The sequence below is a fragment of the Sphingobium sp. L-44 genome (assembly GCF_056859495.1).
This window is the reverse complement of sequence record NZ_JBSXOQ010000123.1, coordinates 109,905-136,519: the sequence shown is the minus strand read 5'-3', so window position 1 is coordinate 136,519 and position 26,615 is coordinate 109,905. Positions and strand designations below refer to the sequence as shown.

Here is a 26,615-nt window from a genome sequence, read left to right as displayed (position 1 = left end):
ATGCAGATCGAGGGCATGGCCGCCCTTGCCACACCCATAACCGAGGAGGTTCAGCCGCTACAGATTACACCCAAGGCCGCCTGAAAATGCAGCCCGATGGCCAGCACCGAAATTACACCACATTGACGGACGTGACCCAATTCTGCGGACGATTCTCGAACAGAGGTCCAAAAAATCGGCCATTCGGACCGCTGCTGGAACCCTTTCAACTGACTGTCGGCAATCTCATCACTGGCATCCCAAGGTGCCGCTTCCCAAGCATTGTTCGAGCAGTCCATTCGTTCCTTTTGGCCCATACGACGCCCCCCAGACTCAATTGGTCAAGCTGAACGAATGGCCAGTTGCGGGCAATCCAATTTTCCGAACGGACGGCAAGCAATGGTCGATTGCGGACCATCCTCCCCTGCTAGGGGAGTTCAAGGGAGACCCGTGTCTCCCTTGAACTGGCCGCAGGCCAGACGGAGGGGTGTCGCCCTCTCGATTGGGTGACACCCCTCCACCACTTCGTGGCTCCCTTCGGCAGAGTCGCGCGCCTCTAGCGAACCTTGCAGGGGAGGAATTTACCGCCGCTCTTAGTCGTTTCTTGCCCCTCACAACCGGCGTCATCCTGACAAATGTCAGGATCCATTATGCGCTACGACGGATGGGGAGCGCTGAATGGATCCCGGATCAAGTCCGGGATGACGGATATGGTAAGGTCAGCGATGGTGGGGGCAGCTTTTGATCGTCTGCGGACCGGCCGAATTGTCCAGTAGCTTTAGTCGGCCAGGCGCGTGTCGGGCGTGGCGCGTGTATCCAGCGTCAGTTGCAGGAAGGCCAGGTCGAGCCATCGGCCGAATTTCATGCCGACCTGCGGCAGCAGACCGACCTGGGTGAAGCCCAGCCGTTCGTGCAACCGGATCGACCCGATATTGCCGGCCTCGATGCCGGCGACCATGACATGCTTGCTGATCGTGCGGGCGCGATCGATCAGGGCGAGCATCAGCGTCTTGCCGATTCCCGCCCCGCGCTGATCGGCTCGGACATAGACCGAATGTTCGACCGTGTTGCGATAGCCATCCCAGGCGCGCCAGTCGCCAAAGGAGGCATAGCCGACAACGTCGCCCAGCGCATCGACCGCGACCAGCACCGGATAGCCCTGCCCCTGCCGCTCCGTCAGCCAGGCGCGGCGATTGGCGGCGTCGACCTGATGCTCGTTCCAGATCGCCGTCGTGTTGACGACCGCGTCATTATAGATGGCCGCGATGGCCGGGGCATCGGCCGGGCTGGCATCCCGAATGGTCATTGGCGCAGGTCACTCCTTGATGGGTTCATATTAGGGCTCAGGCCGGTTCCGGCACGATCAGATATTTCTCGCCGGTGCGCCGGGCATTATAGGCCAGCACCGCGTCGCGCGTCAGCGCATCCCTGAGCGACAGGCGCGCCTTATAGTGGCTGGCGAAGAGGCCGGTGAGATTGTCACGCACGCGGGCGCGCATCCGCTCCACCGTTTCCGCCCCCGCCTGCGCCAGGAAGGGCGTCAGCAGCCAGCCGCCGACCCGCCAGCTGAAGCCGAAACTGCGCGTCAGCAAGGTCGGCGACAGGTCGAGCGCGCCATAGATATAGGCCTGCTTCATGGTGGCGGAGCCATAGCGGCTATAGGCAGCGCCCGCACTCGCCACCTGCTCCATCGCGCCCAATATCCGGCTGACCAGCGATCCGCCGCCGATCGCATCGAAGGCAATGGTCGCCCCCGTTTCGGTCAGGGCGGCGACCAGCCGTTCGGCAAAATCGTCGGCCGTGCTGTCGAGCACATGCTGCGCCCCCAGATCGCGCAGCAGCGCGACCTGCGCCGGGCTACGGACGATATTGACCAGCGGAATGTCATCCGCCTGGCAGATTTTGACAAGCATCTGGCCAAGGTTGGAGGCCGCCGCGGTATGGACCAGCGCCTTGTGCCCCTCCGCCCGCATGGTTTCGACAAAACCGAGCGCAGTCATCGGATTGACGAAGGCCGATGCCCCCTGCTCCGCCGTGGCATCATCCGGCAAGACCATGCAGGCACGTGCGTCGACCAGCCGATATTGGGCATACATGCCGCCCGGCACACAGGTGACGCGCTTGCCGAGCAGCGCCTGCGCCTCCGGCGCTTCGCCCGCTGCGATCACCGTGCCAGCCCCTTCATTGCCGACCGACATCGCTTCACCCAGGCGCGAGGCCATGGCACGCATCGACGCCTCAGGCATCTGCGCCACCAGATAGCCATCGCCATATTCGGCATGGTCGACATCGGCCGACCCCAGCAGCAACCCGAGATCGGATGGATTGATCGGTGCCGCCTCGACCCGCAGCACGACCTGAGATCCGGTCGGCGCTGGCAGGGTCTGCTCTGCCAGCGATACGGTCAGGCGGCCATCGGGCGCGAGGGTCGAAAGAATTTGCAGACCGGTGATGTCGGACATGAGGAGGCTCCCTTGGCGGCGATGACATTGGCGGCGATGATTGGGGCTTAGCCTGCCACGTCGCCATCGGCCAGCATCGGCGCGATCAGGCGGCGGGGACCGCGCGGTAGAGCGTGGGATACATGGCGCGGAATGCCTTGAGCTTGGGCATGTCCCAGCGCTGGATATAGGGATGATAGGGATAGCGGGCCATGAAGTCCTGATGATCGGCCCCGGCATCCTGGAAGCCGGTGAAGGCCTCCACCTTGGTCACGATCGGATCGCGCCACAGCTCGGCCTTCCGCAACTGTATGAGATAGGCGCGCGCTGCCCTGTCCTGCTCTGGATTGAGCGGGAAGAGCGCGCTGCGATATTGGGTGCCGCTGTCGGGCCGCTGATAATTGAGCGTGGTAGGATCGGTGATAGCCGAGAAGAAGATGCGCAGCAGCGTGCCATAGCTGACGATCTTCGGATCATAGGTGACCCGGACCGACTCGGCGAAACCGGTATCGCCGCCGCTGACCATGTCATAATCGACCTTGCGGTCGCGCGGGCCGCCGGCGAACCCCGCCACGACGAGCCTGACGCCCTTCACATGGGAAAAGACGCCCTCGACACCCCAATAGCAGCCGCCCGCGAAGATCGCGGTTTCCAGCGATCGGGTCGGCTGCGCATCCAGCGCCGGAATCGGCGTGGGGACGGCAGGTTCGGCATGCAATGGGGAAGACGCGGCGGCGAGCGCCGCAAGGGGAAGTAGGAAAAGGCCCTTAGAGCGCCGCACTGCCGACAGGGGTCGCGGTCGACGCGATCGCGGTCGAGGTCAGCGCCGGCGGCTCATTATTGGGCTGAAGCGCGAACATCGCGACCGCCCCGATGGCAAAGCCACCCAGGAAGCGGAAGAACAATTCGGATTTCAAAAACGCCAACATGGCCAAGCCTTTCTGTCGCGATATCTTCGCGATCGTCGCCCGGTAGGACATTGCGCCTTGCCCCTGTCTGAACATGATCGCGCCGGACAGCGGCTTTCGACCAAGGACGGGAGCGAAGCGACGAAATGCCACCGCACATAAGTTTCTTTACGCAACGGGCATATAGCGCCTGCGGCGTCAATCACAAGACGCTGCAATGCGAAAAAGACCGTTTCATTTTTTGAGACAATGGAAAAATCCGGCCGCGATAGACAGGATCGCGACCGAATTTTCAAGAGCTTATTGCAGGCCGACGATCATCGGCCGGAGATCACTTCAGCGCTGCACAGGCTTCCTGGATGCGCACGCAGGCGGTCTTGAGCACCTCTTCCGAGGTCGCATAGCTGATGCGGAAGGCCGGCGAGAGGCCGAAGGCGGCGCCATGGACGGCCGCGACCTTCGCTTCGTCGAGGAAATAGCCGATCAGCGCTTCATCGCTGTCGATCCGCTGGCCCTTGGGCGTCACCTTGCCGATCACGCCGCTGGCGTCGGGATAGACATAGAAGGCGCCTTCAGGCGTCGGGCAGTCGAGGCCCGGCGCGTCGTTCAGCATGGCGACGACCATGTCGCGGCGCTTCTTGAAGGCGGCATTGCGCTCTTCCAGGAAATCCTGCGGGCCGGTCAGCGCGGCCACGGCGGCAGCCTGGCTGATCGAGCAGGGGTTGCTGGTCGACTGCGACTGCAGCTTGCCCATCGCCTTGATGATCCATTCGGGACCGCCGGCGAAACCGATGCGCCAGCCGGTCATGGAGAAGGCCTTGGAACAGCCGTTGACCGTCAGGGTGCGGTCATAAAGGTCCGGGCACACCTGGGCGATGGTGGCGAAGGGGGTCGGCGCGTACCAGACATGCTCATACATGTCGTCGGTCATCACCAGCACATGCGGGTGACGCAGCAGCACCTCGCCCAGCGCCTTGAGCTCGGTCGCCGAATAGGCGGCGCCCGACGGGTTGGACGGCGAGTTGAGCATCACCCACTTGGTGCGCGGGGTGATCGCGGCGTCGAGCTGCGCCGGGGTGATCTTGTAGCCCTGGCTGGCCGGGCCTTCGATGAACACGGGCGTGCCGCCGGCGAAGTTCACGATGTCGGGATAGCTGACCCAATAGGGCGCCGGGATGATGACTTCATCGCCCACGTCGACGGTGGCGACCAGCGCGTTGAAAAGCGTGTGCTTGCCGCCCGAGTTCACGCTGATCTGGCTGCGCTTGTAGATCAGGCCATTGTCGCGCTTGAACTTGAAGGCCACGGCTTCCTTGACGTCGGCGGTGCCGTCGACATCGGTATAGCGGGTCAGATTCTTGCGAATGGCCTCGATCCCCGCCTCTTTGACGAAATCGGGCGTGTCGAAATCGGGTTCGCCGGCCGAAAGACCAATGACGTCCACGCCTTCGGCTTTAAGGGCATTCACGCGCGCGCTCATCGCCAGGGTGGCGGAGGGCTGGATGCGACCGAGGGCTGCGGAAGTCTGGCTCATGGCAATGATCTTTCTCCAGAGCGATGCCCAGACGGACAAAAGAGTCCGCGTTCGACGGCATCGCGACAAAAATAATATTATCTCCTTGCCTGCCGCGCAGGCAGACGCGGCGGTCCTTAGTGCGCAAAGGACGCCGGAGCAACCGCCAGTTGCCGGTTATTGGCTTGTGCGCGTCCTAGGAAAACTATCGGACCAGCGAGGCCGCGACCATCCCGCGCGACGCATTGCCGATGAAGAAGCCGCGTTCCAGATCATGGATGCGCAGATCGCCCTCCACCGCCTCGCCCATATCGAGCAGGCTCTGGCGCAGGATTCCGCGCAGCAGCCCGCGCGAGGCCGGCGGCGTCACCAGCTTGTCGCCCCGCTCCACGAAGATGGAGGAGAAGCAGCCTTCGGTCAGATAGCCCTGTTCGTCGGTCATCAGCACCTCATAGGTGCCGCCGCGCTGCAGCGCGTCGCGATAGAGGGAACGGTCGGTGGTCTTGTGCTCCAGCCGCGGATCCGTGGCGGCGGCGAGCCGGGGCACGACCTTCACCTGCATGATCGCCTTGGGCCAGGTGCGATGTTCGCGCACCTCGATCGACACCGAGCCCTGGCGCGACACCAGCAGCCGCACGCGGCTGAGTTCGCGCAGGCGGAAAGTGGCGGCCTGAAGCTCGTTGCGCACGCTGTGGCGGTCGAAGGCGAAGCCCAGCGCCTGCGCACTGTCCTTCAGCCGGCCCAGATGCAGTTCCAGCAGACGCACGCCTTCATGCGGATCGAAGGCCATGGTCTCGAGCAGATCATATCGTCCGTCAGCCACCGACATCGAACCTATTCACGCCCCACTGCAATCATCTTTCATCCCAGCGACAGGAAGCGCCCCTTGGCCAGGCATTCCGCCCATTCGGCCGACGCATCCGAATCCGCAACGATGCCGGAACCCAGGCCCAGGCGACCGATACCGCTTCCTTCTTCGACGCAAATGGTGCGAATGGCAACATTGAAAGCCGCGTCCCCCGCCGGATCCATCCAGCCCATGGCCCCGGTATAGACGCCGCGGGCAAAAGGCTCGACCATGTCGATGATCTCCATCGCCCGCACCTTGGGCGCGCCGGTGATCGATCCGCAGGGGAAAAGCACCCGCAGCACGTCGACCGGCGCCAGCCCCGGCAGCACCCGGCCGCGAATGGTGGAGACCATCTGATGGACGGTCGGATAGGTTTCGACCTTGAACAGGTCAGGGACCGTGACCGATCCGGCCCGCGCCACCCGCGACAGATCATTGCGCAACAGGTCGACGATCATCAGATTTTCGGCGCGCTGCTTGGCATCGCGCGCCAACTCGGTCGCCAGGGCGGCATCCCGTTCCGGATCATGATCGCGCACGGCGGTGCCCTTCATCGGCCGCGCCGTCAGTTGCCCGCGCACCTGGGTGAAGAAGAGTTCGGGCGAGAAGGACAATATCTGATGCCCGCCAATGTTGACGACGCCGCCATAGCCGGCCTGCGCGCGCGGACGCAGCGCCGCGTAGAGCGCCATCGGATCGCCGGCGAAGCGCAATTCGCACGGGAAGGTCAGATTGACCTGATAGATGTCGCCGGCACGGATCAGTTCCTGCACCTGGTCGAACTGCGCGCGATAGTCGGCTTCGCTGACGAGCGGCCAGGGCGCATCGACGCTGACCGCCGCAGGATCGGGCAGCAGGTCCGCGACGCCATCGGCCGGGATGAAGCGGCAGCCCTCGAACAGGCCGAACCAGAGCAGGGGCATGGCCTGCGGGCCGCCCTTGGGCGGGCGGTGCGCGATCGGCGCCAGCCGATCCTCCAGCGCCAGCCCGGCTTCATAGCTGATATAGCCGGCGGCATGGAGGCCCGCCTCGCGCGCTTCGGCGATGCGGTCGAGCGCGGGCTGCACTTCCTCCATCCGCCAGGCGGCGATGACCGACACCGGATCGCGATACAGCCGTGCGGGCGCTGCCCCCTGGACGCGCGCATCGTCGAACAGGGCAAAGGCTTCGGTGGGACCAGGCAGGCGCATGGCGTCCTCTTAACAGGCTTTGGCGCGCACGAAAGAGCGATGCAGGCAGCAGCATGATTGCCCGGCGGGGCAAAGCTGGCTTAGACAGGAGCCATGTCCGACCAGCCCCCTGCCCCGACGAGCGAACCGCGTCCGTTCAAACCGGCCTTGCTGCTGGGCCTGCGTGGCCGCTGCCCGGCCTGCGGCGAGGGCAAGCTGTTCGCGCGCTTCCTGAAACCGGTCGCCGCGTGCAGCCATTGCGGCCAGCGCTGGGACGGGCATCAGGCCGATGATTTCCCGGCCTATATCGTCATCCTGCTGCTCGGCCATCTGCTGGTGCCGCTGATGATCGAGGTCAATGCCGCGCTGGCCATACCGATCGGCTGGCAGGCGGTGCTATGGCCGACGCTGGCGGCGATATTGGGGCTGGCGATGATCCAGCCCGCCAAGGGGGCGGTGCTGGCCTTCCAATGGTCGCGCCGGATGCACGGCTTCGCCTGACGGCGCGCCGGCGCGCCGGGCCTTATTCTGCCGGTTTGCGGATGAAGTTGAGTTCCATCGCTTCGCGCAGCGTATCGTCGATCGAGCGACGCCCCTCCGCCCCATGGGTGACGACGGTGGTGTCGCAGGTGGCGACGCATACGCCCTTCTGGAAGCCGGCCGAGCTGATCGTCCAGCTGGTGCGACCGATATGACCGATCGCGCAATGCACCTCGAACGGATAGGGGAAATGCGATTCCTCGATGAAGTTGAGGTTCACATTGGCCACCAGCCAGCGCACGCCCTGTTCCTGCGGGTGGCGGCCCATATGGTGATGAAAGCGGATACGGGCCGTTTCGAAGATACCGGAAATGGCCACATTGTTGATGTGCCCCATGGTATCGAGATCCTGGAAACGCGTATCGATGCTCGTGATGAAGCGATATGCGTCGGGACTGAACCGCCAGGATTCGGGTTTGGCCATGTCCTGCTTTCCTTGAAATTGTTTTTTTCGCTCTTAGCCCAGCGATCTTGCGATGCAATGTTCGCGGCGAAAATGCCGCGACTGCGACCTTTATGACACAGACAAAATCATAACGATATTGTCACGAAACTGACGCCGCAGCGTCGCGATAGTCACATTGCAGTGCAACATGCCCAGCCTAGAGCGCCCGCCAATCACATATGATTGGGGGATTTCACCATGCGCCACGCACTCAGCCTGCTGCTCGCTTCGACCGCCTGCATCGCCGCACCCGCCCTTGCCCAGGACATGGCGCCCGCCGCCGATGCCGCGGCCGACGCGGACAGCGCCGGCATCATCGTCTTTGGCCGGGGCGAAACCCGCCAGGTCCAGGAAATCACCACCCGCGACCTCGTCACCCTGACGCCCGGCACCAATGCGCTCAAAGCCATCGAGAAGCTGCCCAGCGTCAATTTCCAATCGTCCGATCCGTTCGGCAGCTATGAATGGTCGCAGCGCGTCAGCATCCGCAGCTTCAACCAGAACCAGCTCGGCTTCACTTTCGACGGCATTCCGCTGGGCGACATGAGCTATGGCAATCATAACGGCCTGCACATCACCCGCGCCATCAGCAGCGAGAATATCGGCACCGTCCGCGTGTCGCAGGGCTCGGGCTCGCTGGGCACCCAGTCGACCGGCAATCTGGGCGGCACGGTCGAGACCTTCTCGATGGATCCGGCCGATGCGCTGGGCGCACAGGGCAACCTCACCTATGGCAGCGACGAGACCTGGCGCGCCTTCGCCCGGCTGAACATGGGCAGTGCCGACGGCATTCGCGGCTATGTCTCTTATGCATACGGCTCGACCGACAAGTGGAAGGGCCAGGGCACGCAGGACCAGCATATGGTCAATGCCAAGGTCGTGATCCCGGTCGGCGACGGCAAGCTGGATGGCTGGCTGAGCTATTCCGACCGCCGCGAGCAGGATTATCAGGACATGTCGATGGACATGATCAACCGCCTGGGCTGGAAATGGGACAATACGTCGCCCGACTATGCCAAGGCGGTCCTCTATGCCGACATCGGCAATAATCGCGGCGAAACCGGCGCGCCGGTCAGCAACGCCGCCGCCGGCACCGTCTATCCCGACAATGTGACGTCGGTCTGGGACGCCTATTATGACGCCGCCGGCCTGCGCGAGGACTGGCTGGGTGCGATCGGCTACAGCACGCCGCTGGGCGATCATGCCAATTTCAAGATCAAGGGCTATTATCACAATAATAGCGGCATGGGCCTGTGGGCGACCCCCTCGGTCCCCAGCCCCACCGGCGGTTCGCCGCTGTCGATCCGCACCACCGAATATGACATGGATCGGATCGGCGCCTTCGGCAGCGTCGATGCGACGATCGGCGTCCAGACGCTGGAAGCCGGCGCCTGGTACGAAAATAACAAGTTCAACCAGGCCCGCCGCTTCTATGCGTTCAAGAGCCGCACCGAAGCCGGTCTGTCCTTCCGCGACTATCCCAAGAACCCGTTCGCGACCCAGTGGGAGTTCGATTTCACCACCGACACGATCCAATATTATGTCCGCGACAAGATCGACCTGGGCATGCTGACGATCAACCTGGGCTGGAAGGGCTTCAAGGTCACCAACGAGGCCGAGGCGGTCGTGTCGAGCAGCTTCCCCGAGGGCAAGATCAAGGCCGAGGACTGGTTCCAGCCCCATGCCGGCTTCGCCGTCGAGCTGAGCCCCGAGGCGGAAATCTTCGGTGGCTTCACCCAGGTGACCAAGGCCTTTGCCAGCGCCACCACCACCGGCCCCTTCTCCACCAACCAGGCCGGCTTCGACCAGATCCGCGACGACCTGAAGCCGGAAAGCTCGGACACTTACGAACTGGGCCTGCGCTATAATAGCTCGCGCTTCAACGGTACGCTGGGCGCCTATCTGGTCAACTTCCGCAACCGCCTGCTGGCGGTGCAGGTCGGCAGCCCGATCCTGGGTCTCGCTTCTGCGCTGCAGAATGTCGGCAATGTTCGCGCCGTCGGCATCGAGGCGGCGGGTAACCTGACCCTGGGCCAGGGCTTCGGCCTCTATGCCAGCTACAGCTACACCGACGCCACCTATCGCGACGATGTGCTCAACAGCTCGGACGGCACGCTGGTCGCGGCGATCAAGGGCAAGACCGTGGTCGACAGCCCCAAGCATCTGCTGCGCGGCGAACTCAATTATGACCAGGGGCCGCTGTTCGGCCGGATCGGCGCCAACTATATGTCGAAGCGCTATTACAGCTACACCAACGATGCGTCGGTCGATGGCCGGGTGATCGTGGACGCCTCGATCGGTTATCGCATCACCGACCAGATCGAAGTGCAGCTCAACGCCAGCAACCTGTTCGACAAGAAATATATCAGCACGATCGGATCGGGCGGCTTTGGCAATAGCGGCGACGCGCAGACGCTGCTGATCGGCGCGCCGCAGCAATTCTTCGTCACCCTCAAGGCGGGTTTCTAAGATGAACAAGGCCGCGCTGCTTGCCTCCGCCCTGCTCGCCGTCACGCCGCTCCCGGCGCTGGCCGAGCCGGTGCTGCTGATCTCGATCGACGGGCTGCGTCCCGGCGACGTGCTGGAGGCGGACAAGCGCGGCCTTGCCTTGCCCAATCTGCGCCGGTTCCTGACCGATGGCGCCCATGCCTCGGGCGTCACCGGCGTGCTGCCGACCCTGACCTATCCCAGCCACACCACGCTAATGACCGGCGTGTCGCCGGGCAAACATGGCATCGTCAGCAACAACAGCTTCGACCCGATGCAGATCAACCAAGGCGGCTGGTATTGGTATGCGCAGGATGTGAAGGTGCCGATGCTGTGGGATGCGGCGGCGAAAGCCGGGCTTTCCACCGGCAATGTCCACTGGCCGGTCAGCGTCGCCGCGAAGGGCATAAGCTGGAACCTGCCGCAAATCTGGCGCACCGGCCATGCCGATGACGCGCAATTGCTGGATGCGCTGGCGACGCCGGGTTTGAAGGCGGAGCTGGAACGGGCGGTCGGCCAGCCCTATGCCATGGGCATCGACGAGAGCCTGTCCGGCGACCAGAACAGGGGCCGGTTCGCCACCGCCCTGATCGCCGCGCACCAGCCCGACTTCCTGACCGTCTACCTCACCGCACTCGACCATGAGCAGCATGGCAGCGGTCCCGACACGCCGGCCGCCAAGGCCGTGTTGGAAAAGATCGACGCGATCGTCGGCGATCTGGTCGGGGCCGAGCGCAAGGCCCATCCCGACGCGCTGATCGCGCTGGTCAGCGACCATGGGTTCGAGGCGACGCATAGCGGCCTCAACCTGTTCCGCCCCTTCATCGACGCCGGCCTCATCACCCTGGGCGCGGACGACAAGATCGCCTCCTGGCAGGCCATGCCCTGGATCGGCGGCGGGTCGGCCGCGATCATGCTCGCCCGGCCCGACGACAAGATGCTGGCCGACAAGGTGAAGGGCCTGCTCGACAGGCTGGCCGCCAACCCCGCCAACGGCATCGACCGCATCGTCGACCGGGCGGAAATGACAAAGCTCGGCGGCAATCCGCAGGCAGCCTTCACGATCAACCTGAAGCCCGGCTTCGTCACCGATATCTTCCGCGGCGCCAATGCGCCGCTGGTCGCGCCGACACCGGTCAAGGGCATGCACGGCTACTTCCCCGGCCCGGCCAATCTCCGCGCCACCTTCATGGCGATGGGATCGGGGGTGAAGCCGGGCAAGGATCTGGGCCTGATCGACATGCGCGCGATCGCGCCGACCCTGGCCAAGGCGATGGGCGCCAGCCTGCCCGACGCGGAGGCGGCGCCGATCGACCTGCGCTGATCCACCCGGCAACGGATCGTTTCCGGCTGCGACGATGGACTTCATTACCCCCGCGACATAATTTTGCGCCCAATCCAACAGGGTCATTTTCGGGGTAGTCCATATGCCGCAGCGTTACAGCCTGGCCGCCATCATCTTGCACTGGGCGATCGCCGCCCTGCTTGCCTTTCAGATTGCCGTCGGCTGGGCGCTGGGCAGTTTGGGCGCGCGCGGCTTTGCGCTGTTCCAGTTGCACAAGTCGATCGGCATCACGGTGCTGCTGCTGACGCTGCTGCGCATCGGCGTGCGCTGGTGGAAGCCGCGCCCGGCCAAGCTGGAGGGCGGCTGGCAGGGCGCGCTGGCGTCCGGCGTCCATGTCGGCCTCTATGCCTTCATGCTGGGCGCGCCGCTGACCGGCTGGGCGCTGGTCTCGACCGCCAAGGTCAAGGTGCCGACGCTGTTCTTCGGCGTCATTCCCCTGCCCCATCTGCCGCTGCCGATGGCAAGCCATGGCCTGGCCGAGGGTGGCCACAGCCTGCTCGCCTGGATCGGCATCGCGCTGGTCGCGCTGCATGTCGCGGGCGCGCTGCGCCATCATGTGATGATGCGCGACGGGCTGATCTGGCGGATGGTGCCGGGCCGTTCGACCGCCTTGCTGCTGGGATTGCCCGCGCTGATCCTCGTCGGCTTCCTGCTGGGCCGGGCGATCCTGCCGGGTGCAGTGCCTGAAGCGCCCGCTGCGCCCGCTGCCCCCGCCGCCAATGCGGTCGAGGCGCCGGTCGAAGACAATGCCGTCGAAGCCGCCGGCAATGCGAGCGACAATGCCGCCGCCCCGGCTGCGAACGAGACCGCAGCCGTCGCCGAGGAACCCGCCGGCTCGCCGCCCGCCTGGGCCGTGCAACCCGGCGGCAAGATCGGCTTTGCGGTCGGCAACAGCGGCGAGACGATCAGCGGCAGTTTCTCGAAATGGACCGCGAAGATCGTGATGGATCCCGACCATCCCGAAAGCGCCGACATCAAGGTGACGATCGACATGGCATCGGCCAGCGTTGGCGACGCATACAAGGACGGCATGCTGCCGGGCGACGAGTTCTTTGGCAGCGCCGCCCACCCGACCGCGACCTTCGTCGCCAAGGGTGCGGAGAAGAGCGGCGCCAACGGCTATCGCGCCCATGGCACGCTGACGCTGAAGGGCGTGGCCAAGCCGCAAGCGATCCGCTTCACCCTGTCGGGCAGCGGCACAAGCCGCAAGGTCAGCGGATCGGCCAGCGTCGCCCGCCTGCCCTTTGGCGTGGGCAATGGCGACAGCAGCACCGGCCTTGATCCCAAAGTGATGGTGACCTTCAGCTTTGACGCCAAGGCGCAATAAGGCCATGCGATGCATGGATTAACGTAACGGTTTCTGCCAAGAAGCGGACATGGAACGACAGAGCCGGCATCGCCGAACGCAGATTGAGGATGGGGTGTTCGTCGCCCTGGTGGTGCTGGTTTCCATCGCCTTCGCGCTGGTGGTGGAGCCCTTTTTCGGGGCGATCCTCTGGGGCGTGATCGTCGCCATCCTGTTCATCCCGGTGAACCAGGGGCTGCTCAAGCTGATCCCCGGTCATCGCAACAGCGCCGCGCTGCTGACGCTGTTGCTGATCATCGCGATCGTCATCGTGCCGGCCATCATCCTGTCGATCGCGCTGGTGCAGGAAGCGACCGCGCTCTACGCCCAGATCAATGTGGGGAAGATCAACATTCCCCACATGTTCGCGCAGTTCCAGGCGGCGCTGCCCGACTGGGCGTCGATCGGCCTGCGGCGGCTGGGCATATCCAATTTCGCGGCGGTCCAGCGGCTGCTGACCGACGGCCTGACCGCCAGTTTCCGCACCGTCGCGGCCCAGGCCTTCCTGATCGGCCAGGGCGCCTTCAGCTTCATCATCGCGCTGACGGTGATGCTCTATCTCACCTTCTTCCTGTTGCGCGACGGGCTCGACCTGACGCGCAAGCTGGACCGGGCCGCGCCGCTGCGGGTGCTGCATCGCCGCGCACTGATGCGGCAATTCGTCATCGTCATCCGCGCCACGATCAAGGGCAGCATCGTCGTCGCCATATTGCAGGGGCTGATCGGCGGGCTGGTGTTCGGCGCACTGGGCATTTCCGGCGCCCTGCTCTGGGGCGTGATGATGGGCTTCTTCTCGCTGCTGCCGGCCGTCGGCACCGGCCTCATCTGGGCCCCGGTGGCGATCTATCTGTTGGCGACCGGCGCGATCTGGAAGGGGCTGATCCTGATCTTCTGCGGCATGTTCGTGATCGGCATGGTCGACAATCTGCTGCGCCCGATCCTGGTCGGCCGCGACACCCGCATCCCCGACTATGTGGTGCTGATCACCACGCTCGGCGGGCTGCAATTGTTCGGTTTCAACGGCATCGTTATCGGGCCGGTGATCGCCGCCCTGTTCATCGCCACCTGGCAGATCGTGATCCGCACCCGCTCCAACGAAGCGGGTGCGCCACCGCTGACATTCTAGACCCTGATCGTCTGAGGTGGAAGCGCTCCGCGCTTTCACCGATGGCGTGAATCAGGGTCTAAAGCCGGAGAATCAGCCCGCCTCGAGCGCCGCGCCGGCCTCCATCCAGACTTCCTCGGCCGCTTCCAGTTTCTTCTCGACTGCGGCGCGCTTCACCATCAGTTCGCTGGTGGTCATCTTCGCCTCGGCCCCGGTTGCGCTCTTGGGATCGGACAGTATGGCGTCGATCCGCTTGCGCTCGGCGATCAGCGTGGACATTTCGCGCTCGGCCTTGTTGACGGCGTTCTTGAGCGTCTTCTGCTTCTCGCGCCATTCGGCGGCAGCCTTCTTGTCCGCCTTGCGATCGACCTTGGGCGCATCGCCGCCCGACGGATTGCCGTCCGCCTTGCGCAGGATGATGTCGGTATAATCGTCGAGCGATCCGTCGAACGGCTGGGCCGTGCCATTGTCGACCAGCACCAGCCGGTCGGCGACCAGTTCGATCATGTGGCGGTCGTGGCTGACGATCACCACCGCGCCCGAATATTCGTTGAGCGCCTGCACCAGCGCCTCGCGGCTGTCGACGTCCAGATGGTTGGTCGGTTCGTCGAGGATCAGCAGGTGCGGCGCGTCACGGGTGATGAGCGCCAGTGCCAGCCGGGCGCGCTCGCCACCCGACATGGAGCCGACCTTCTGCGTCGCGCGCTCGCCGGAAAAGCCGAAGCGGCCGAGCTGGGCACGCACCGCACCGGGCGTCGCGCCCTTCATGACGCGGGTCATATGCTCCAGCGGCGTGTCGGTGACGTCCAGTTCCTCCACCTGATATTGGGTGAAGTAACCGACATTCATCTTGGCCGAACTGTTGATCGCGCCTTCCATCGGCGCCAGCTGCGCCGCGATCAGGCGGGCCAGCGTGGTCTTGCCGTTGCCGTTGCGGCCGAGCAGCGCCAGACGATCATCGGGATCGATGCGCAGATTGACGCGCCGCAGGATCGGCGTGTCGTCATAGCCGACCGAAGCCATGTCCATGGTGATGAGCGGCGGGCGCAGTTCGGCGGGGCTGGGGAAACCGAAATGCAGGCTGGGGTCTTCGATCGCAGCGGCAATGGGCTGCATCTTGGCCAGCGCCTTGGCGCGCGACTGGGCCTGCTTCGCGGTCGAGGCGCGGGCCGAGTTGCGGGCGACATAATCCTGCAATTTCTCGCGCTCGGCCTGCTGCTTGGCGCGTGCCGCCTCCTGCTGGGCCAGGCGCTCGGCGCGCTGGCGCTCGAACGCGTCATAACCGCCGGGATAGAGGGTCACCTTCCCGCCTTCGAGATGCAGGATATAGTCGACAACATTGTTGAGCAGGTCGCGCTCATGGCTGATGATGACCACGGTGCCGCGATAGGCCTTGAGGAAATTCTCCAGCCACAAGGTCGCTTCGAGATCGAGATGGTTCGACGGTTCGTCGAGCAGCAGCAGGTCCGGGTTGGAGAAGAGCAACGCCGCCAAGGCCACGCGCATCTTCCAGCCGCCCGAATAGCTGTCAAGCGGACGGCCCTGCATTTCCTCGTCAAAGCCGAGGCCGACGAGGATGCGGGCGGCGCGCGCGGGCGCGGTGTAGGCATCGATCGTGGTTAGCCGCTCATAGATATGGCCGAGGCGGTCGGGATCTTCGGTATGCTCCGCCTCCGCCATCAGTTCGGCGCGTTCCTTGTCGGCGGCGAGCACGGTGTCGAATGGGGTGGCGGTGCCCGAGGGGGCTTCCTGGGCGATATAGCCGAGGCGGGTGTCGCGCGGCATGTCGCAACTGCCCTCGTCCGGGTCGAGCTGGCCGATCATCACCTTCATCAGGGTCGACTTGCCCGCGCCGTTGCGGCCGATGAGGCCGACGCGGCTGCGCGGCGGCAGTGCGGCGCCGGCGCGGTCGAGGATGGTGCGGCCGCCCAGGCGCACGGTGATACCGTTCAAGTTAAGCATGGCCGCGCCTGTAGCAGAGCTGCGGCGGGGGGTGAAGCGGCTTGGCGCGCTTGCGAAAGCTGCAAAATATATAGTGTCGCAGAGGACGCATTTGCGCCGCTGCCGGTCCGCAGTCGCCACTTCGCAATAGGAGATTTTTGCGAAGTCGCGCGGTCGACACGCGGAAAACGGGGTGGACCAAAGGCCCACCCCGCAGGTGTCAGAGGCCGTCGACGGCCTTGCTGACAAGGATATTGACCGCGACGCGGCGATTCTGCGCCTTGCCCTCGATCGTGTCGTTGCTGGCCACCGGATCGGCCTCGGCCATGCCGGTGGGCGTCAGCATGCGATAGGGCTTCCAGCCGCACGCCTGCTGCAGATAATTGACCACGCGCGAGGCACGCTTTTCGCTGAGCTCCTGATTCAGCTCCTCGCCGCCGGTGGAGTCGGTATAGCCCACGACCAGCAGCAGCGCGTTGCTCATGCCATTGGCCGAGGTCGCCGCAGCGCAGAGATCATTCTTTGCCTGATCCGACAGCACCGCCTTGCCGGTGTCGAAATTGACGTTGGTCGTGCTCTTCACATTATACTGGTCGATCTCACCCATGCGGCCGCGCAGCGCCTCGGTCGCGGCGGTCTGTTCATCGAACCGCTGGGCCGTGCCGTTGTTGATCATCGACGCGGTCTTGAGATCCTTGTTCTGCAGGGCGATCTTGCTGGCGAGCAGCCCTTCGCCGGCCTGCAGGGTCTTCACCGTCACCGGCAGACCGTTCAGCAGCGACGTCGCGGCCAGATGGTCGCGGCCAAGGCCGAACAGCCCCTTGCTGGCGCTGATCTTGGTCTCGTCATTGATGGTGATGACGCTCTTGCTGCCATCGGCAGCGGTCACCTGCATCCGGTCGCCGCTGCGCGCAGAGATGATGCCCTTGATCTCGGGCCCCTCCGTCAGCTCGGCGGCCGGCATGGCGACACTGGCCGACACATCGGCCGGCGGCGCGTCCTGGGCCTGGTCCTGCGCCACGACGGCGGCCGGGGCGGCCCCGGCCAGCAGGGCAAGCATCACAAGATATTTTTGGTTTTTGGACATGATAGGCATCACGCTGCTCCTTCACTTCTCGATCGGTCGGGCCTGCAGCATTGCAGCTTGTCGTCCGACGGCGGCCGCCTGGTGGCGTTTCCGGCCGTCAGAACCCCCTTCTTCTGACCTTCATAAATTTTGACGTCTTGGCGCCGTGGGATGCGCCAGACACATTGCCTGTTCGTGTCCGGCTTTCTGCTGCATGAACAGCCCGTGTTCCGGCCGTGTCGCGCAGGCCAGATGAGTGGATGATGCGACGAAACGAAGGCGAAGACCGAAAGTGTTAACGCGATCCACTTAAGTCAGAACAGCTATAGATTTCCATCACACTTCGCGATGAAGACCACTCTTGTTGTGAAACAAAAATCAGCGTCCGCGTGGAACAAATTCCGAATTTCTATTTTTGCGCTTTCATGCCATTGACTTGAAACATTATTTGACGATCCGGTCTGCGTGGGCGTGCGGAAGCAGGCCGATGGACGCCTCGACCGGCCGCAGCCGCAACGCGCATCACCCGCCGGTCGACGGCGGGATCTGTGGCAATATGGTCACAGACGGAAATATTTGCATATTTTGCGCAAAATAGCATTGCGACGCATTCGCATTATTGTTGCGATCGCCTCGCAATACCGCTTAGGACGACGCCCAATTTCCTACCAGAAAACAGGGGTCTTCATGCTGTCCAAATATCACTGGCTTGCCGGCGTCGCACTATGCGTCGTCGCCCTTCCCGCCGCCGCGCAGACCAATGCCGCACCGGCCGATGAGAATCGCGACGACCAGATCGTCGTCACCGGCACCTATACGCTGCCCGACAAGATCGACACCGCGACGGGCCTGGGCCTGACGGTGCAGGAAACCCCGCAGTCGGTCAGCATCATGACCGCGCAGCGCATCCTCGACCAAAATCTGATCAGCGTGAAGGACGTCATCACCAATGCGGTGGGCGTATCCGCCAACGAAGTCGATGACGTGCGCAACAGCTTCTACGCGCGTGGCTTCGAAATCCGCAACACCCAGGTCGACGGCGTGCCCGCCGCCTGGACCCTGGCCGGCGGCAATGGCGAGACCAGCATCGACGTCTCCATTTATGAACGGATCGAGGTCGTGCGCGGCGCGACCGGCCTGCTGTCGGGCGCAGGCGATCCGTCCGCGTCGGTCAACCTGGTGCGCAAGCATGCCGATGCCACCGACCTGACCGGCTATGTCAATGCCAGCATCGGCAGCTGGAACACCTGGCGCCTGTCGGCCGACATTGGCGGCGCGCTGACCGCCGATGGCCGCATCCGCGCCCGGCTGGTCGGTCGCTATGAAAAGGGCGACTATTTCATCGACATCCAGGACCGCAAGAAATGGGTCCTCTATGGCGTGGTCGAGGCCGACGTCACCGATAGCACGCTGGTCCGCGTCGGCATGAGCCACCAGGACAGCAAGCCCAAGGGCGCGACCTGGGGGGCGCTGCCCACCTTCTACACCGACGGCACGCTGACCGACCTGCCCCGGTCGCAGACCACGGCGGCGGACTGGACCTACTGGAACACCACCAACCAGAATATCTATGCCACGGTGCGCCAGGAATTTGGCGATCGCTGGAACCTGACCGCCAATTACAACCGGCTCAAGACCACCGGCGATACGCAGCTTCTCTATCTCTATGGCGGCGTCGACAAGGCGACCGGCACGATGGACGGCACCAACCCCTACAAGTCCAAGGGCGAAAGCATCCAGAACAGCATCGACGCCCAGTTGAAGGGCCAGGTGGCGCTGTTCGGCCGCGATCATGAGGTTGTGCTGGGCGCGCTGCACAGCGTGCTGAAGCGGCACACCGACAATTATGTAGCGCCCTCGCCCTGGCTGACGGACGTGCCGGTGCTCGGCCAGGAAGGCGTGCCCTATCCCGAGCCGATCTGGGGCACCGACGCGGTGCGCAACGAACAGGAACGGATCGAGCAGACCGGCTATTATGGCGCGTTCCGCCTGAACGTCGCCGATCCGTTCAAGGTCATCCTGGGCGGCCGTATCGCCAGCTGGAACCAGCGCGGCTTCGCCTGGAGCGGGCCGAGCGACTATGGCGACGACAATGTGTTCATCCCCTATGTCGGCGCATTGTACGACATCACGGCGAACCATCGCGTCTATGCCAGCTATACCAAGATCTTCCAGCCGCAGAACCGCTATGACCGCGAACAGCGCCTGCTCGATCCGCTGAACGGCGCCGCCTATGAAATCGGCCTCAAGAGCAGCTTCTTCGGCGATGCGCTGCAGACCTCGATCGCACTGTTCCGCATCGAGCAGGATAATGTCGGCGAGATGGACGGCCCGGAAATCATCCTGAACGGCCAGACCTTCCAGCCCTATCGCGCGGTCGAAGGTGTCACCAGCAAGGGCTTCGAACTGGAAGCCACCGGCCAGCCGCTGCCGGGCTGGAACGTCAATGCCAGCTACAGCCAGTTCAAGATCGAGGATCCGGACGGCAATGACGTGAACACCGCGCAGCCGCGCAAGCTGCTCAAGATCTTCACCACCTATGACCTGCCGGGCGTGCTGACCGGCCTGACCATCGGCGGCGGCGTCAATTATCGCAGCAAGGCCTATTCGGACGGCACCATCCCCGGCACCACGCCGGCCGTGCCCTTCCGCTTCCAGCAGGACGGCTATACTCTGGTCAGCCTGATGGCGCGCTATGCCGTGACCGAGCAGTTGCAGCTCCAGGCCAATGTCGAAAATCTGTTCGACAAGAAATATTACAGCCAGGCCGGTTCGTTCAGCCAATATCGCTACGGCGCCCCGCGCAACTTCACGATCAGCGCGAACTACAAGTTCTGATAAAAGAAGGGCGCCGTGGGAGACCAGGGCGCCTTTTATTTTGGGGGTGGATGGATGCTGACGCGGGTTCAGCTTGCGGAACGACGCAACGCTATTCTGGAGCAGCTAAGCGCCAGACTGTTTTCCAGTCCTTCATACCCCCTTCTCCGCGCCCTTCGCGGCTCCGCGTGATTCATTATTCGCGCGGAGCCGCGAAGAGCGCGGAGGAGAAAGAAGGAGCGGCGGATTTGGGTGGGAACAAGACATAGCCCCTCCCTTCCAGGGAGGGGTTGGGGTGGGTGGCGAGCGTAGCGAGCTTCTGCCCTATCGACCGTAGACCGCCGCTACGCGGCGCACCCACCCCCGGCCCCTCCCTGGAAGGGAGGGGAGTAGGAAACGTCCGCTTCAGATCGCTCCCGCCAATCCGATACCAAGAACCCGGCGACGCCGTGCGCCGCCGGGTTCCTTATTTTCAGAAGCGATCCGCGTTCATGACCTTGGTCCAGGCGGCGGCGAAGTCGGTGACGAACTTCTCCTTCGCGTCGTCCTCGGCATAGACTTCGGCCACAGCGCGCAGTTCGGAATTGGAGCCGAAGATCAGGTCGACCGGGGTCGCCGTCCACTTCGCCGCGCCGCTGGCCCGGTCCTTGCCGTCATAGAGGCCCGGCGTCGCCGACTTGCTCCACACGGTGTCCATCGTCAGCAGGTTGACGAAGAAGTCGTTGCTGAGCGTCCCCGGACGGGTGGTCAGCACGCCATTCTTCGATCCGCCGCTATTGGCGCCGAGCGCCCGCATGCCGCCGACCAGCACGGTCATTTCCGGCACGGTGAGGTCGAGCGCATCGGCCTTGTCCACCAGCGCATCGGCAGGGCTGACCTCCGCCCTGGGGCCATACCAGTTGCGGAAGCCGTCCGCCTTGGGCTCCAGATAGGCGAAGGAGGCGACATCAGTCTGCGCCTGCGCTGCGTCGACCCGGCCCGGCGTGAAGGGCACTGTGATGCTGTAGCCGCCCTTCTGCGCCGCCTGCTCGACCGCGGCGTTGCCGCCAAGCACGATGAGGTCGGCCATCGACACCTGATTGCCGGACTTGGCGAAATCCTTCTGGATCGCGGTCAGCTTCGTCAGCACCTTGTTCAGCTCCGCCGGGTCGTTGACCGCCCAGCCCCGCTGCGGGTCGAGCCGCAGGCGCGCGCCATTGGCGCCGCCGCGCATGTCGGTGCTGCGGAAGGTCGCGGCCGAGGCCCAGGCGGTGCGCACCAGTTCCGGCCCGGTGAGGCCCGACGCCAGTATGGCGGCCTTCAGCTTTGCCTGATCGGCGGCGCTGACGGGGGTGAAGCTCGCCTTGGGTAGCGGATCCTGCCAGCTATAGGTTTCGGACGGGATGTCCTTGCCGAGATAGCGGGCCTGCGGGCCAAGATCGCGATGGGTCAGCTTGAACCAGGCGCGGGCGAAGGCCTTGCTGAACAGCTCGGGATCCTTCTGCCAGCTTTCCAGCACCTTGCGGAAACCGGGATCTTCCTTGAGCGCGATGTCGGTGGTGAACATGATCGGCGCGTGCCGCTTGTCCTTCACATGCGCGTCGGGAACCATCTGCGCGGTGGCGGGATCGGTCGGGATCCACTGGGTCGCGCCGGCCGGGCTCTTGGTCTTGACCCAGTCGAAGTTCAGCAGATTGTCGATATATTGGGTGGTGAACTGGGTCGGCGTGGCGGACCAGGCGCCTTCCAGGCCCGAGGTCAGCGTATCCTCGGCATTGCCCTTGCCGCACTTGTTCTTCCAGCCGAAGCCCTGATCCTCGATGCCGGCGGCGGCGGGTTCCGCGCCCAGGCATTCCTCGGGCTTCTTGGCGCCATGCGCCTTGCCGAAGGTGTGGCCGCCCGCGATCAGCGCCAGCGTTTCCTCGTCATCCATCGCCATATTGCCGAAGGCGCGGCGGATGTCTGCGGCGGCGCCCTTGGGATCATGATTGGCGCCGGGGCCTTCGGGGTTCACATAGATGAGGCCCATGGTGGTCGCGGCGAGCGAACGCTTGAGCGAGCCGTCGGGATTGGAGCGCTCGGTGCCCATCATCTTGGTTTCCGGGCCCCAATAGACGACGTCCGGCTGCCAGGCGTCGATGCGGCCGCCGGCAAAGCCCACGGTCTTGAAGCCCATATCCTCCAGCGCGACATTGCCGGACAGGACCATCAGGTCACCCCAGCTCAGCTTGCGGCCATATTTCTGCTTGATCGGCCAGACCAGGCGGCGGGCCTTGTCGAGGCTGACATTATCGGGCCAGCTGTTGAGCGGATCGAAGCGCTGTTCGCCGCCATCCGATCCGCCGCGGCCGTCACCGACGCGATAGGTGCCGGCACTGTGCCAGGCCATGCGGATGAAGAAGGGGCCATAATGGCCATAGTCCGCCGGCCACCAGGGCTGCGACGTGGTCAGCACCTTGCGGATGTCGGCCTTGACCGCTTCGAGGTCGAGGCTGTTGAATTCCTTCACATAGTCATAGTCGGCGCCATAGGGATTGGCGCGGGTCGCCTCATGCTGGCGCAGGGCGGTGAGGTCGAGGCGGTTGGGCCACCAGTCCTTGTTGGTCATGCCGCCGGGCTTTTCGGCGACGGCGGGCGCAGCGGCGGCGGGCTTGGTTTCTGCGGCGAGCGCCGGGCTGGCGAGCAGCGCGCACGCCAAAGCGAATGTGGAAATGCGGGTCGTGGACATGTTTCTCTCCCCTGTCCTGTTCTGCCTGTTCAAGGCGGGAAAAGGGGTAGTCCTGCACGGCGGCGGATCGAAACGAATCGATTCCGTCACAGTGATCGGATTTTCCTATGAGAGAGGGTGGATCGGAGCGGTCAGCCTTTTGGTGGCGGAGAAGTCGGCGCCGCCGCGTAGAGGGTGAACTGGCCGTGCAGGCCGCCGGTCGAGGACTGGCCGACCCACAGGTCGAACAGCCCCGGCTCGGCGATACGGCGGTTGCCGGCGCCGACAAATTCGAGGTCGGTGCGCGACAGGGTGAAGCGGACCTGGGTGGAATCGCCGGGCGACAGGGTCACGCGCTGGATGCGCTTCAGTTCGCGGATCGGACGGGTGCGGCTGGCGACGCGGTCGCGGATATAGAGCTGCACCACCTCGCTGCCCTTGCGCTTGCCCTTGTTGGTGAGGCGCGCGGTGATCTCCACCGCGCCGTCCCAGCGCAGCGCGGTGTCGGAGAGCTTCAGGTCGCTGAGGGCGAAATCGGTGTAGCTGAGGCCATGGCCGAAGGGGAAGCGGGCGCTGTTGTCGGTGGTGGCGTAGCGCGCCTTATATTCGGTACTGCCATTGTCCACCGTCGGTCGGCCGGTCGACTTGCGGTCGTAGAAGAAAGGCTCCTGCCCGCTTTCCCAGGGGAAGCTGACCGGCAGCTTGGCCGAGGGATCGACCTTGCCGAACATAATGTCGGCCAGCGCATGGCCGGTTTCCGACCCCAGGAACCAGGTTGCCAGCAACGCCTGGGCATTGGCGACACCGTCATGCAGGGCGAGCGCGCGGCCATGGCGCAGCAGCACGACGACCGGCTTGCCGGTGGCGGCGATCGCATCGGCCAGCGCCTGTTGCGAGGAGGGCAGCTCGATCATCGTGCGCGACTGCGCCTCGCCCGACATCGCCTGGGATTCGCCGACCGCCAGGATCACCACGTCCGCCGCCTTCGCCGCCGCGACGGCGCGGGCGATCCCGTCCTTGATCGGGCCGTTGACCGCGCAGCCCAGTTCGACCGTCAGCTTCGCGGGATCGGGCATCGCCGCGCGCAGGCCGGTGGCGATGTCGACACCCTTGTCGGGATCGCCGTAAAAGGCCCAGGGGCCGTAGAGATTGGCCTTGTCCTCGCCGAACGGGCCGATCAGCGCGATCCTTTGCCCGGCAGCGGGATCAAGCGGCAGCACCCCCTCATTCTTGAGCAGCACGACCGATCGCGCCGCCGCCTCACACGCCAGCGCATGATGGGCGGGCGTGCCGATGCGCGCCTTTTCAACCTCTTCGTCGAGCGAGCGCCAGGGATTGTCGAACAGCCCCATCGCGGTCTTCACATAAAGGATGCGGCGCACGGCAACGTCGACCGTCGCCATCGGCACCGCGCCGCTCTTCACCAGATCGGGGATATGGCGGATATAGAGGCCGCTCTGCATCGACATATCGACCCCGGCCAGCACCGCGAGGCGGGCGGCGTCGCGCTCATCCTCGGCAAAGCCATGGGCGACCAGTTCCTCGTCGGCGGTGTAGTCGGAGAAGACGAAGCCGCGAAACTGCATCTCGCCGCGCAATATGTCGGTCAGCAATTCGCGGTCGGCGGTGGCGGGCACGCCGTTAATCTCGTTGAAGGCGGCCATGGTGGTGAGCGCGCCGGCGGCAAAGGCCTTGCCGAAGGGCGGCAAATGGGTTTCGCGCAGCGTCTCGTCACTGATGTCGACGCTGCCATATTCGAGGCCCGCCGCGACCGCGCCATAGGCGGCGAAATGCTTGGGACAGGCGAGCAGCGAATCGTCGCGGCGCAGGTCGCGCCCCTGGAAGCCGCGAATCCGCGCCGCCGACAACAGGCCGGTCAGATAGACATCCTCGCCCGCGCCCTCGACCACCCGGCCCCAGCGCTGGTCGCGCGCGACATCGACCATCGGCGCGAAGGTGAGGTGCAGGCCGGCTGCCGTCGCCTCCACCGCCATGACCCGCGCGGTCTTTTCCACCAGCAAGGGATCGAAGCAGGAAGCCTCCCCCAGCGGCACGGGAAAGATGGTCTTGAGCCCGTGAATCACGTCGCCCGCCAGCAGCAGCGGGATGCCCAGGCGGCTGTTCTTGACCGCCATTTCCTGCGCGCGGCGCCCGCCGGCAACGCCAATGCCGTTGAACAGGCAGCCGACCCGGCCCTTGCGAATCTCGTCCGCCAGGCGCTTCTCGTCCTGGATGCCGGCCGCCGGATTGGGCGGGTTGAAGGGACGGAAGCTGTCGGCGAGGCAGGTCATCTGCCCGGCCTTCTCCTCCAGCGTCATCTTCGCGATCAGCGCATCGACGCGGGCAACGTCGGCCTGCGCCAGTGCGCGGCGGGGGATGCCAAGGGCGAGGACACCGCCCAGGGTGCGGATCAGGAGGTCGCGGCGATCAAGAGTCATGCGGGAGAGAGCGTAACCGGGGAAGAATGAACGGGGCTTGTCCGAAGACAAACGGACTTCCGCCGTTTTTGTTGCGCTGCGGCAATAAGCCTGCGGCGCGACGCCCCGATCCCGCGATCAGGCCATGCGCCGAATCATGTTACGCGAATCAGGAGTAGCAATCACGCCTGAGCCGACAATTTGGTGCCGACCACGCCGATCACGATCATCGCCATGAAGCCGATCTGGGCCATGTTGACCCGATCGCCATAGAGAATCATGCCGCCGATGATGACGCCCACGGCGCCCAGGCCCGTCCAGATCGCATAGGCGGTGCCCGCCGGCAGATCCCGCATCGCCAGCGCCAAAAGGCCCATGTTGAGGAAGCTGAGGCCGATCGGCACGGCCGATGCCTGCCAGCTGCCGATAGTTGCGGCCCATTTCAGGCTCAATGCCCAGATGATTTCGGTGAATACGGCAATGCCGAGAATGACCCAGGCCAAGCGGCGTTCCTCTTGCGGTAACGGGCTCGGCTGGAGCGGCGCGCGGACCGGAAACCCGAAAGAGGCGGCGCGCCGATGAGGGCAGTGGTGGACAGGGCTGGATTCGAACCAGCGTACGGAAACCCGGGCAGATTTACAGTCTGCTGCCTTTAACCACTCGGCCACCTGTCCAGTGCCCTACGCGGTGGAAATTTGCTGTCCCGCCGCGCTGGAGGCGGCTCAATGGCGAATGGAGGCTTGCCTGTCAATGGGGTGATGTGAAAAGAGCGAAAACATGAAAAGAGGACATCGTACCGGCAAGCCGAAAGGCGCCTTCCCCCGCTTCTACGGACGCCACGCCATCACGGCTGCGCTCGCCAATCCGAACCGCGTCGTGCGCAAGATATGGGGCACGCGCGAAGCGATCGGCGCGCTCGACCTGCCGCCCGTGCTGCCGATCGTCTATTCCGACGTCGCCGACATGGGCCGGATGGTGCCGTCGGATGCGCCGCATCAGGGCATCGTCGCCGAAGTCGAGCCGCTCGATGATGTCTGGCTGGGCGAGGTGCTGGAACAGGGGCAGGACGACCAGCGCCCGATTCTGGTGCTCGACCAGGTGACCGACCCGCATAATGTCGGCGCAATCCTGCGTTCGGCCGCCGCCTTCGACGCGCTGTGCATCGTGACGCAGGACCGGCATGCGCCGCCCGAATCGGGCGTACTGGCCCGCGCCGCGTCGGGCGCGCTGGAAACCGTGCCCTGGGTGCGGGTGGTGAATCTGGCCCGTGCGCTCGAAGAGATTGCCGAAGCCGGTTACTGGCGCATCGGCCTGGACGGCGACTGCGACACCGTGCTGGCCGACGCGATCGGCGAATCGCGCGTCGCGCTGGTGCTGGGCGCCGAGGGCGAAGGGCTGCGCCACAACACCATGGCGCATTGCGACATTATCGCTAAGCTGCCGATCAGCCCGCGCATGGAGAGCCTGAACGTCTCCAATGCGGCAGCGATCGCCCTGTACGCCGCCACCAGCCGGTAAGCGGCCGCCGGGCACCATCTTGCGGCGATGTGGGTAGGGCGCC

Annotated in this window: 21 protein-coding genes and 1 tRNA gene; 7 read left to right on the top strand and 15 right to left on the bottom strand. The window is 64.7% G+C overall.

What is annotated here, in order from left to right; all coding sequences use genetic code 11:
- Positions 1-50: 50 nt before the first annotated feature.
- From AC13EK_RS24535 to pabB, 8 genes are all read right to left on the bottom strand, one after another.
- On the bottom strand, positions 51-278 hold the full coding sequence (locus AC13EK_RS24535; RefSeq protein WP_483022430.1) for a hypothetical protein: 228 nt from the start codon (positions 276-278) through the stop codon (positions 51-53).
- A gap of 479 nt (positions 279-757) precedes the next feature.
- On the bottom strand, positions 758-1,285 hold the full coding sequence (locus AC13EK_RS24530; RefSeq protein WP_069337497.1) for a GNAT family N-acetyltransferase: 528 nt from the start codon (positions 1,283-1,285) through the stop codon (positions 758-760).
- A gap of 37 nt (positions 1,286-1,322) precedes the next feature.
- Positions 1,323-2,441 carry a zinc-binding dehydrogenase gene (locus AC13EK_RS24525; RefSeq protein WP_069337498.1) on the bottom strand — a complete coding sequence of 373 codons (1,119 nt, stop codon included), beginning with the start codon at positions 2,439-2,441 and terminating at the stop codon, positions 1,323-1,325.
- An 85-nt stretch (positions 2,442-2,526) separates the two neighbouring features.
- Positions 2,527-3,201, bottom strand: a complete 675-nt coding sequence (gene msrA / locus AC13EK_RS24520) for a peptide-methionine (S)-S-oxide reductase MsrA (RefSeq protein WP_069337499.1) — start codon at positions 3,199-3,201, stop codon at positions 2,527-2,529.
- Positions 3,188-3,349: a hypothetical protein gene (locus AC13EK_RS24515; protein ID WP_170319005.1), complete on the bottom strand. Its 162-nt coding sequence runs from the start codon at positions 3,347-3,349 to the stop codon at positions 3,188-3,190. Before AC13EK_RS24515 ends, msrA begins: the two co-directional genes overlap by 14 nt.
- 310 nt (positions 3,350-3,659) lie before the next feature.
- Complete coding sequence (locus AC13EK_RS24510) at positions 3,660-4,862, bottom strand: pyridoxal phosphate-dependent aminotransferase (protein ID WP_017500850.1); 1,203 nt, start codon at positions 4,860-4,862, stop codon at positions 3,660-3,662.
- Positions 4,863-5,046: 184 nt separating this feature from the next.
- On the bottom strand, positions 5,047-5,670 hold the full coding sequence (locus AC13EK_RS24505; protein WP_004210299.1) for an aminotransferase class IV: 624 nt from the start codon (positions 5,668-5,670) through the stop codon (positions 5,047-5,049).
- Between the two features lie 32 nt (positions 5,671-5,702).
- A complete protein-coding gene (gene pabB / locus AC13EK_RS24500; protein WP_069337500.1) occupies positions 5,703-6,881 on the bottom strand; it encodes an aminodeoxychorismate synthase component I in 1,179 nt (392 codons plus the stop codon).
- Between the two features lie 93 nt (positions 6,882-6,974).
- Between pabB and AC13EK_RS24495 the strand changes: the two genes are divergently transcribed.
- Entirely contained in the window at positions 6,975-7,361 is a 387-nt protein-coding gene (locus AC13EK_RS24495; RefSeq protein ID WP_069337501.1) for a DUF983 domain-containing protein, read from the top strand.
- Positions 7,362-7,383: 22 nt separating this feature from the next.
- Here AC13EK_RS24495 and AC13EK_RS24490 read toward each other — a convergent pair whose 3' ends face one another.
- Positions 7,384-7,824: an acyl-CoA thioesterase gene (locus tag AC13EK_RS24490; protein ID WP_004210293.1), complete on the bottom strand. Its 441-nt coding sequence runs from the start codon at positions 7,822-7,824 to the stop codon at positions 7,384-7,386.
- A gap of 219 nt (positions 7,825-8,043) precedes the next feature.
- On the opposite strand from AC13EK_RS24490, the gene AC13EK_RS24485 reads away from it, so the two are divergent.
- The 4 genes from AC13EK_RS24485 to AC13EK_RS24470 all read left to right on the top strand — a co-directional run bounded on the left by AC13EK_RS24485 (position 8,044) and on the right by AC13EK_RS24470 (position 14,148).
- Positions 8,044-10,314, top strand: coding sequence for a TonB-dependent receptor (locus AC13EK_RS24485; protein ID WP_069337502.1), 2,271 nt, complete (start codon positions 8,044-8,046; stop codon positions 10,312-10,314).
- 1 nt (position 10,315) lies between these two features.
- A complete protein-coding gene (locus tag AC13EK_RS24480; RefSeq protein WP_069337503.1) occupies positions 10,316-11,656 on the top strand; it encodes an alkaline phosphatase family protein in 1,341 nt (446 codons plus the stop codon).
- A 103-nt stretch (positions 11,657-11,759) separates the two neighbouring features.
- Entirely contained in the window at positions 11,760-13,004 is a 1,245-nt protein-coding gene (locus tag AC13EK_RS24475) for a YceI family protein (protein ID WP_277788181.1), read from the top strand.
- Between the two features lie 49 nt (positions 13,005-13,053).
- Entirely contained in the window at positions 13,054-14,148 is a 1,095-nt protein-coding gene (locus AC13EK_RS24470) for an AI-2E family transporter (protein WP_048936390.1), read from the top strand.
- Positions 14,149-14,220: 72 nt separating this feature from the next.
- On the opposite strand, the gene AC13EK_RS24465 is transcribed toward AC13EK_RS24470, so the two are convergent.
- Together AC13EK_RS24465 and AC13EK_RS24460 are read right to left on the bottom strand one after the other, a co-directional pair.
- Positions 14,221-16,089 carry an ABC-F family ATP-binding cassette domain-containing protein gene (locus AC13EK_RS24465; protein WP_069337505.1) on the bottom strand — a complete coding sequence of 623 codons (1,869 nt, stop codon included), beginning with the start codon at positions 16,087-16,089 and terminating at the stop codon, positions 14,221-14,223.
- Between the two features lie 199 nt (positions 16,090-16,288).
- Positions 16,289-17,164, bottom strand: coding sequence for an OmpA family protein (locus AC13EK_RS24460; protein WP_483022429.1), 876 nt, complete (start codon positions 17,162-17,164; stop codon positions 16,289-16,291).
- Between the two features lie 657 nt (positions 17,165-17,821).
- Between AC13EK_RS24460 and AC13EK_RS24455 the strand changes: the two genes are divergently transcribed.
- On the top strand, positions 17,822-19,972 hold the full coding sequence (locus AC13EK_RS24455) for a TonB-dependent siderophore receptor (protein ID WP_069337507.1): 2,151 nt from the start codon (positions 17,822-17,824) through the stop codon (positions 19,970-19,972).
- Between the two features lie 451 nt (positions 19,973-20,423).
- On the opposite strand, the gene katG is transcribed toward AC13EK_RS24455, so the two are convergent.
- The 4 genes from katG to AC13EK_RS24435 all read right to left on the bottom strand — a co-directional run bounded on the left by katG (position 20,424) and on the right by AC13EK_RS24435 (position 25,728).
- Entirely contained in the window at positions 20,424-22,658 is a 2,235-nt protein-coding gene (katG, locus tag AC13EK_RS24450) for a catalase/peroxidase HPI (RefSeq protein ID WP_069337752.1), read from the bottom strand.
- A gap of 131 nt (positions 22,659-22,789) precedes the next feature.
- Entirely contained in the window at positions 22,790-25,075 is a 2,286-nt protein-coding gene (gene bglX, locus AC13EK_RS24445) for a beta-glucosidase BglX (protein ID WP_277788292.1), read from the bottom strand.
- A gap of 161 nt (positions 25,076-25,236) precedes the next feature.
- Positions 25,237-25,557, bottom strand: a complete 321-nt coding sequence (locus AC13EK_RS24440; protein ID WP_004210275.1) for a DMT family transporter — start codon at positions 25,555-25,557, stop codon at positions 25,237-25,239.
- 85 nt (positions 25,558-25,642) lie between these two features.
- Positions 25,643-25,728: transfer RNA gene (locus AC13EK_RS24435), tRNA-Tyr, on the bottom strand.
- A 103-nt stretch (positions 25,729-25,831) separates the two neighbouring features.
- On the opposite strand from AC13EK_RS24435, the gene rlmB reads away from it, so the two are divergent.
- Positions 25,832-26,572 (top strand): 23S rRNA (guanosine(2251)-2'-O)-methyltransferase RlmB, encoded by a 741-nt coding sequence (rlmB, locus tag AC13EK_RS24430; protein WP_069337754.1) that lies wholly within the window; start codon positions 25,832-25,834, stop codon positions 26,570-26,572.
- Positions 26,573-26,615: the final 43 nt, after the last annotated feature.

Bases quoted from the DNA above. Each gene is read 5' to 3' on its own strand.
- AC13EK_RS24535 (WP_483022430.1), bottom strand. From the start codon at position 278: ATGGACTGCTCGAACAATGCTTGGGAAGCGGCACCTTGGGATGCCAGT.
- AC13EK_RS24530 (WP_069337497.1), bottom strand. From the start codon at position 1,285: ATGACCATTCGGGATGCCAGCCCGGCCGATGCCCCGGCCATCGCGGCC.
- AC13EK_RS24525 (WP_069337498.1), bottom strand. From the start codon at position 2,441: ATGTCCGACATCACCGGTCTGCAAATTCTTTCGACCCTCGCGCCCGAT.
- AC13EK_RS24515 (WP_170319005.1), bottom strand. From the start codon at position 3,349: ATGTTGGCGTTTTTGAAATCCGAATTGTTCTTCCGCTTCCTGGGTGGC.
- AC13EK_RS24510 (WP_017500850.1), bottom strand. From the start codon at position 4,862: ATGAGCCAGACTTCCGCAGCCCTCGGTCGCATCCAGCCCTCCGCCACC.
- AC13EK_RS24505 (WP_004210299.1), bottom strand. From the start codon at position 5,670: ATGTCGGTGGCTGACGGACGATATGATCTGCTCGAGACCATGGCCTTC.
- pabB (WP_069337500.1), bottom strand. From the start codon at position 6,881: ATGCGCCTGCCTGGTCCCACCGAAGCCTTTGCCCTGTTCGACGATGCG.
- AC13EK_RS24495 (WP_069337501.1), top strand. From the start codon at position 6,975: ATGTCCGACCAGCCCCCTGCCCCGACGAGCGAACCGCGTCCGTTCAAA.
- AC13EK_RS24490 (WP_004210293.1), bottom strand. From the start codon at position 7,824: ATGGCCAAACCCGAATCCTGGCGGTTCAGTCCCGACGCATATCGCTTC.
- AC13EK_RS24485 (WP_069337502.1), top strand. From the start codon at position 8,044: ATGCGCCACGCACTCAGCCTGCTGCTCGCTTCGACCGCCTGCATCGCC.
- AC13EK_RS24480 (WP_069337503.1), top strand. From the start codon at position 10,316: ATGAACAAGGCCGCGCTGCTTGCCTCCGCCCTGCTCGCCGTCACGCCG.
- AC13EK_RS24475 (WP_277788181.1), top strand. From the start codon at position 11,760: ATGCCGCAGCGTTACAGCCTGGCCGCCATCATCTTGCACTGGGCGATC.
- AC13EK_RS24470 (WP_048936390.1), top strand. From the start codon at position 13,054: ATGGAACGACAGAGCCGGCATCGCCGAACGCAGATTGAGGATGGGGTG.
- AC13EK_RS24465 (WP_069337505.1), bottom strand. From the start codon at position 16,089: ATGCTTAACTTGAACGGTATCACCGTGCGCCTGGGCGGCCGCACCATC.
- AC13EK_RS24460 (WP_483022429.1), bottom strand. From the start codon at position 17,164: ATGCCTATCATGTCCAAAAACCAAAAATATCTTGTGATGCTTGCCCTG.
- AC13EK_RS24455 (WP_069337507.1), top strand. From the start codon at position 17,822: ATGCTGTCCAAATATCACTGGCTTGCCGGCGTCGCACTATGCGTCGTC.
- katG (WP_069337752.1), bottom strand. From the start codon at position 22,658: ATGTCCACGACCCGCATTTCCACATTCGCTTTGGCGTGCGCGCTGCTC.
- bglX (WP_277788292.1), bottom strand. From the start codon at position 25,075: ATGACTCTTGATCGCCGCGACCTCCTGATCCGCACCCTGGGCGGTGTC.
- rlmB (WP_069337754.1), top strand. From the start codon at position 25,832: ATGAAAAGAGGACATCGTACCGGCAAGCCGAAAGGCGCCTTCCCCCGC.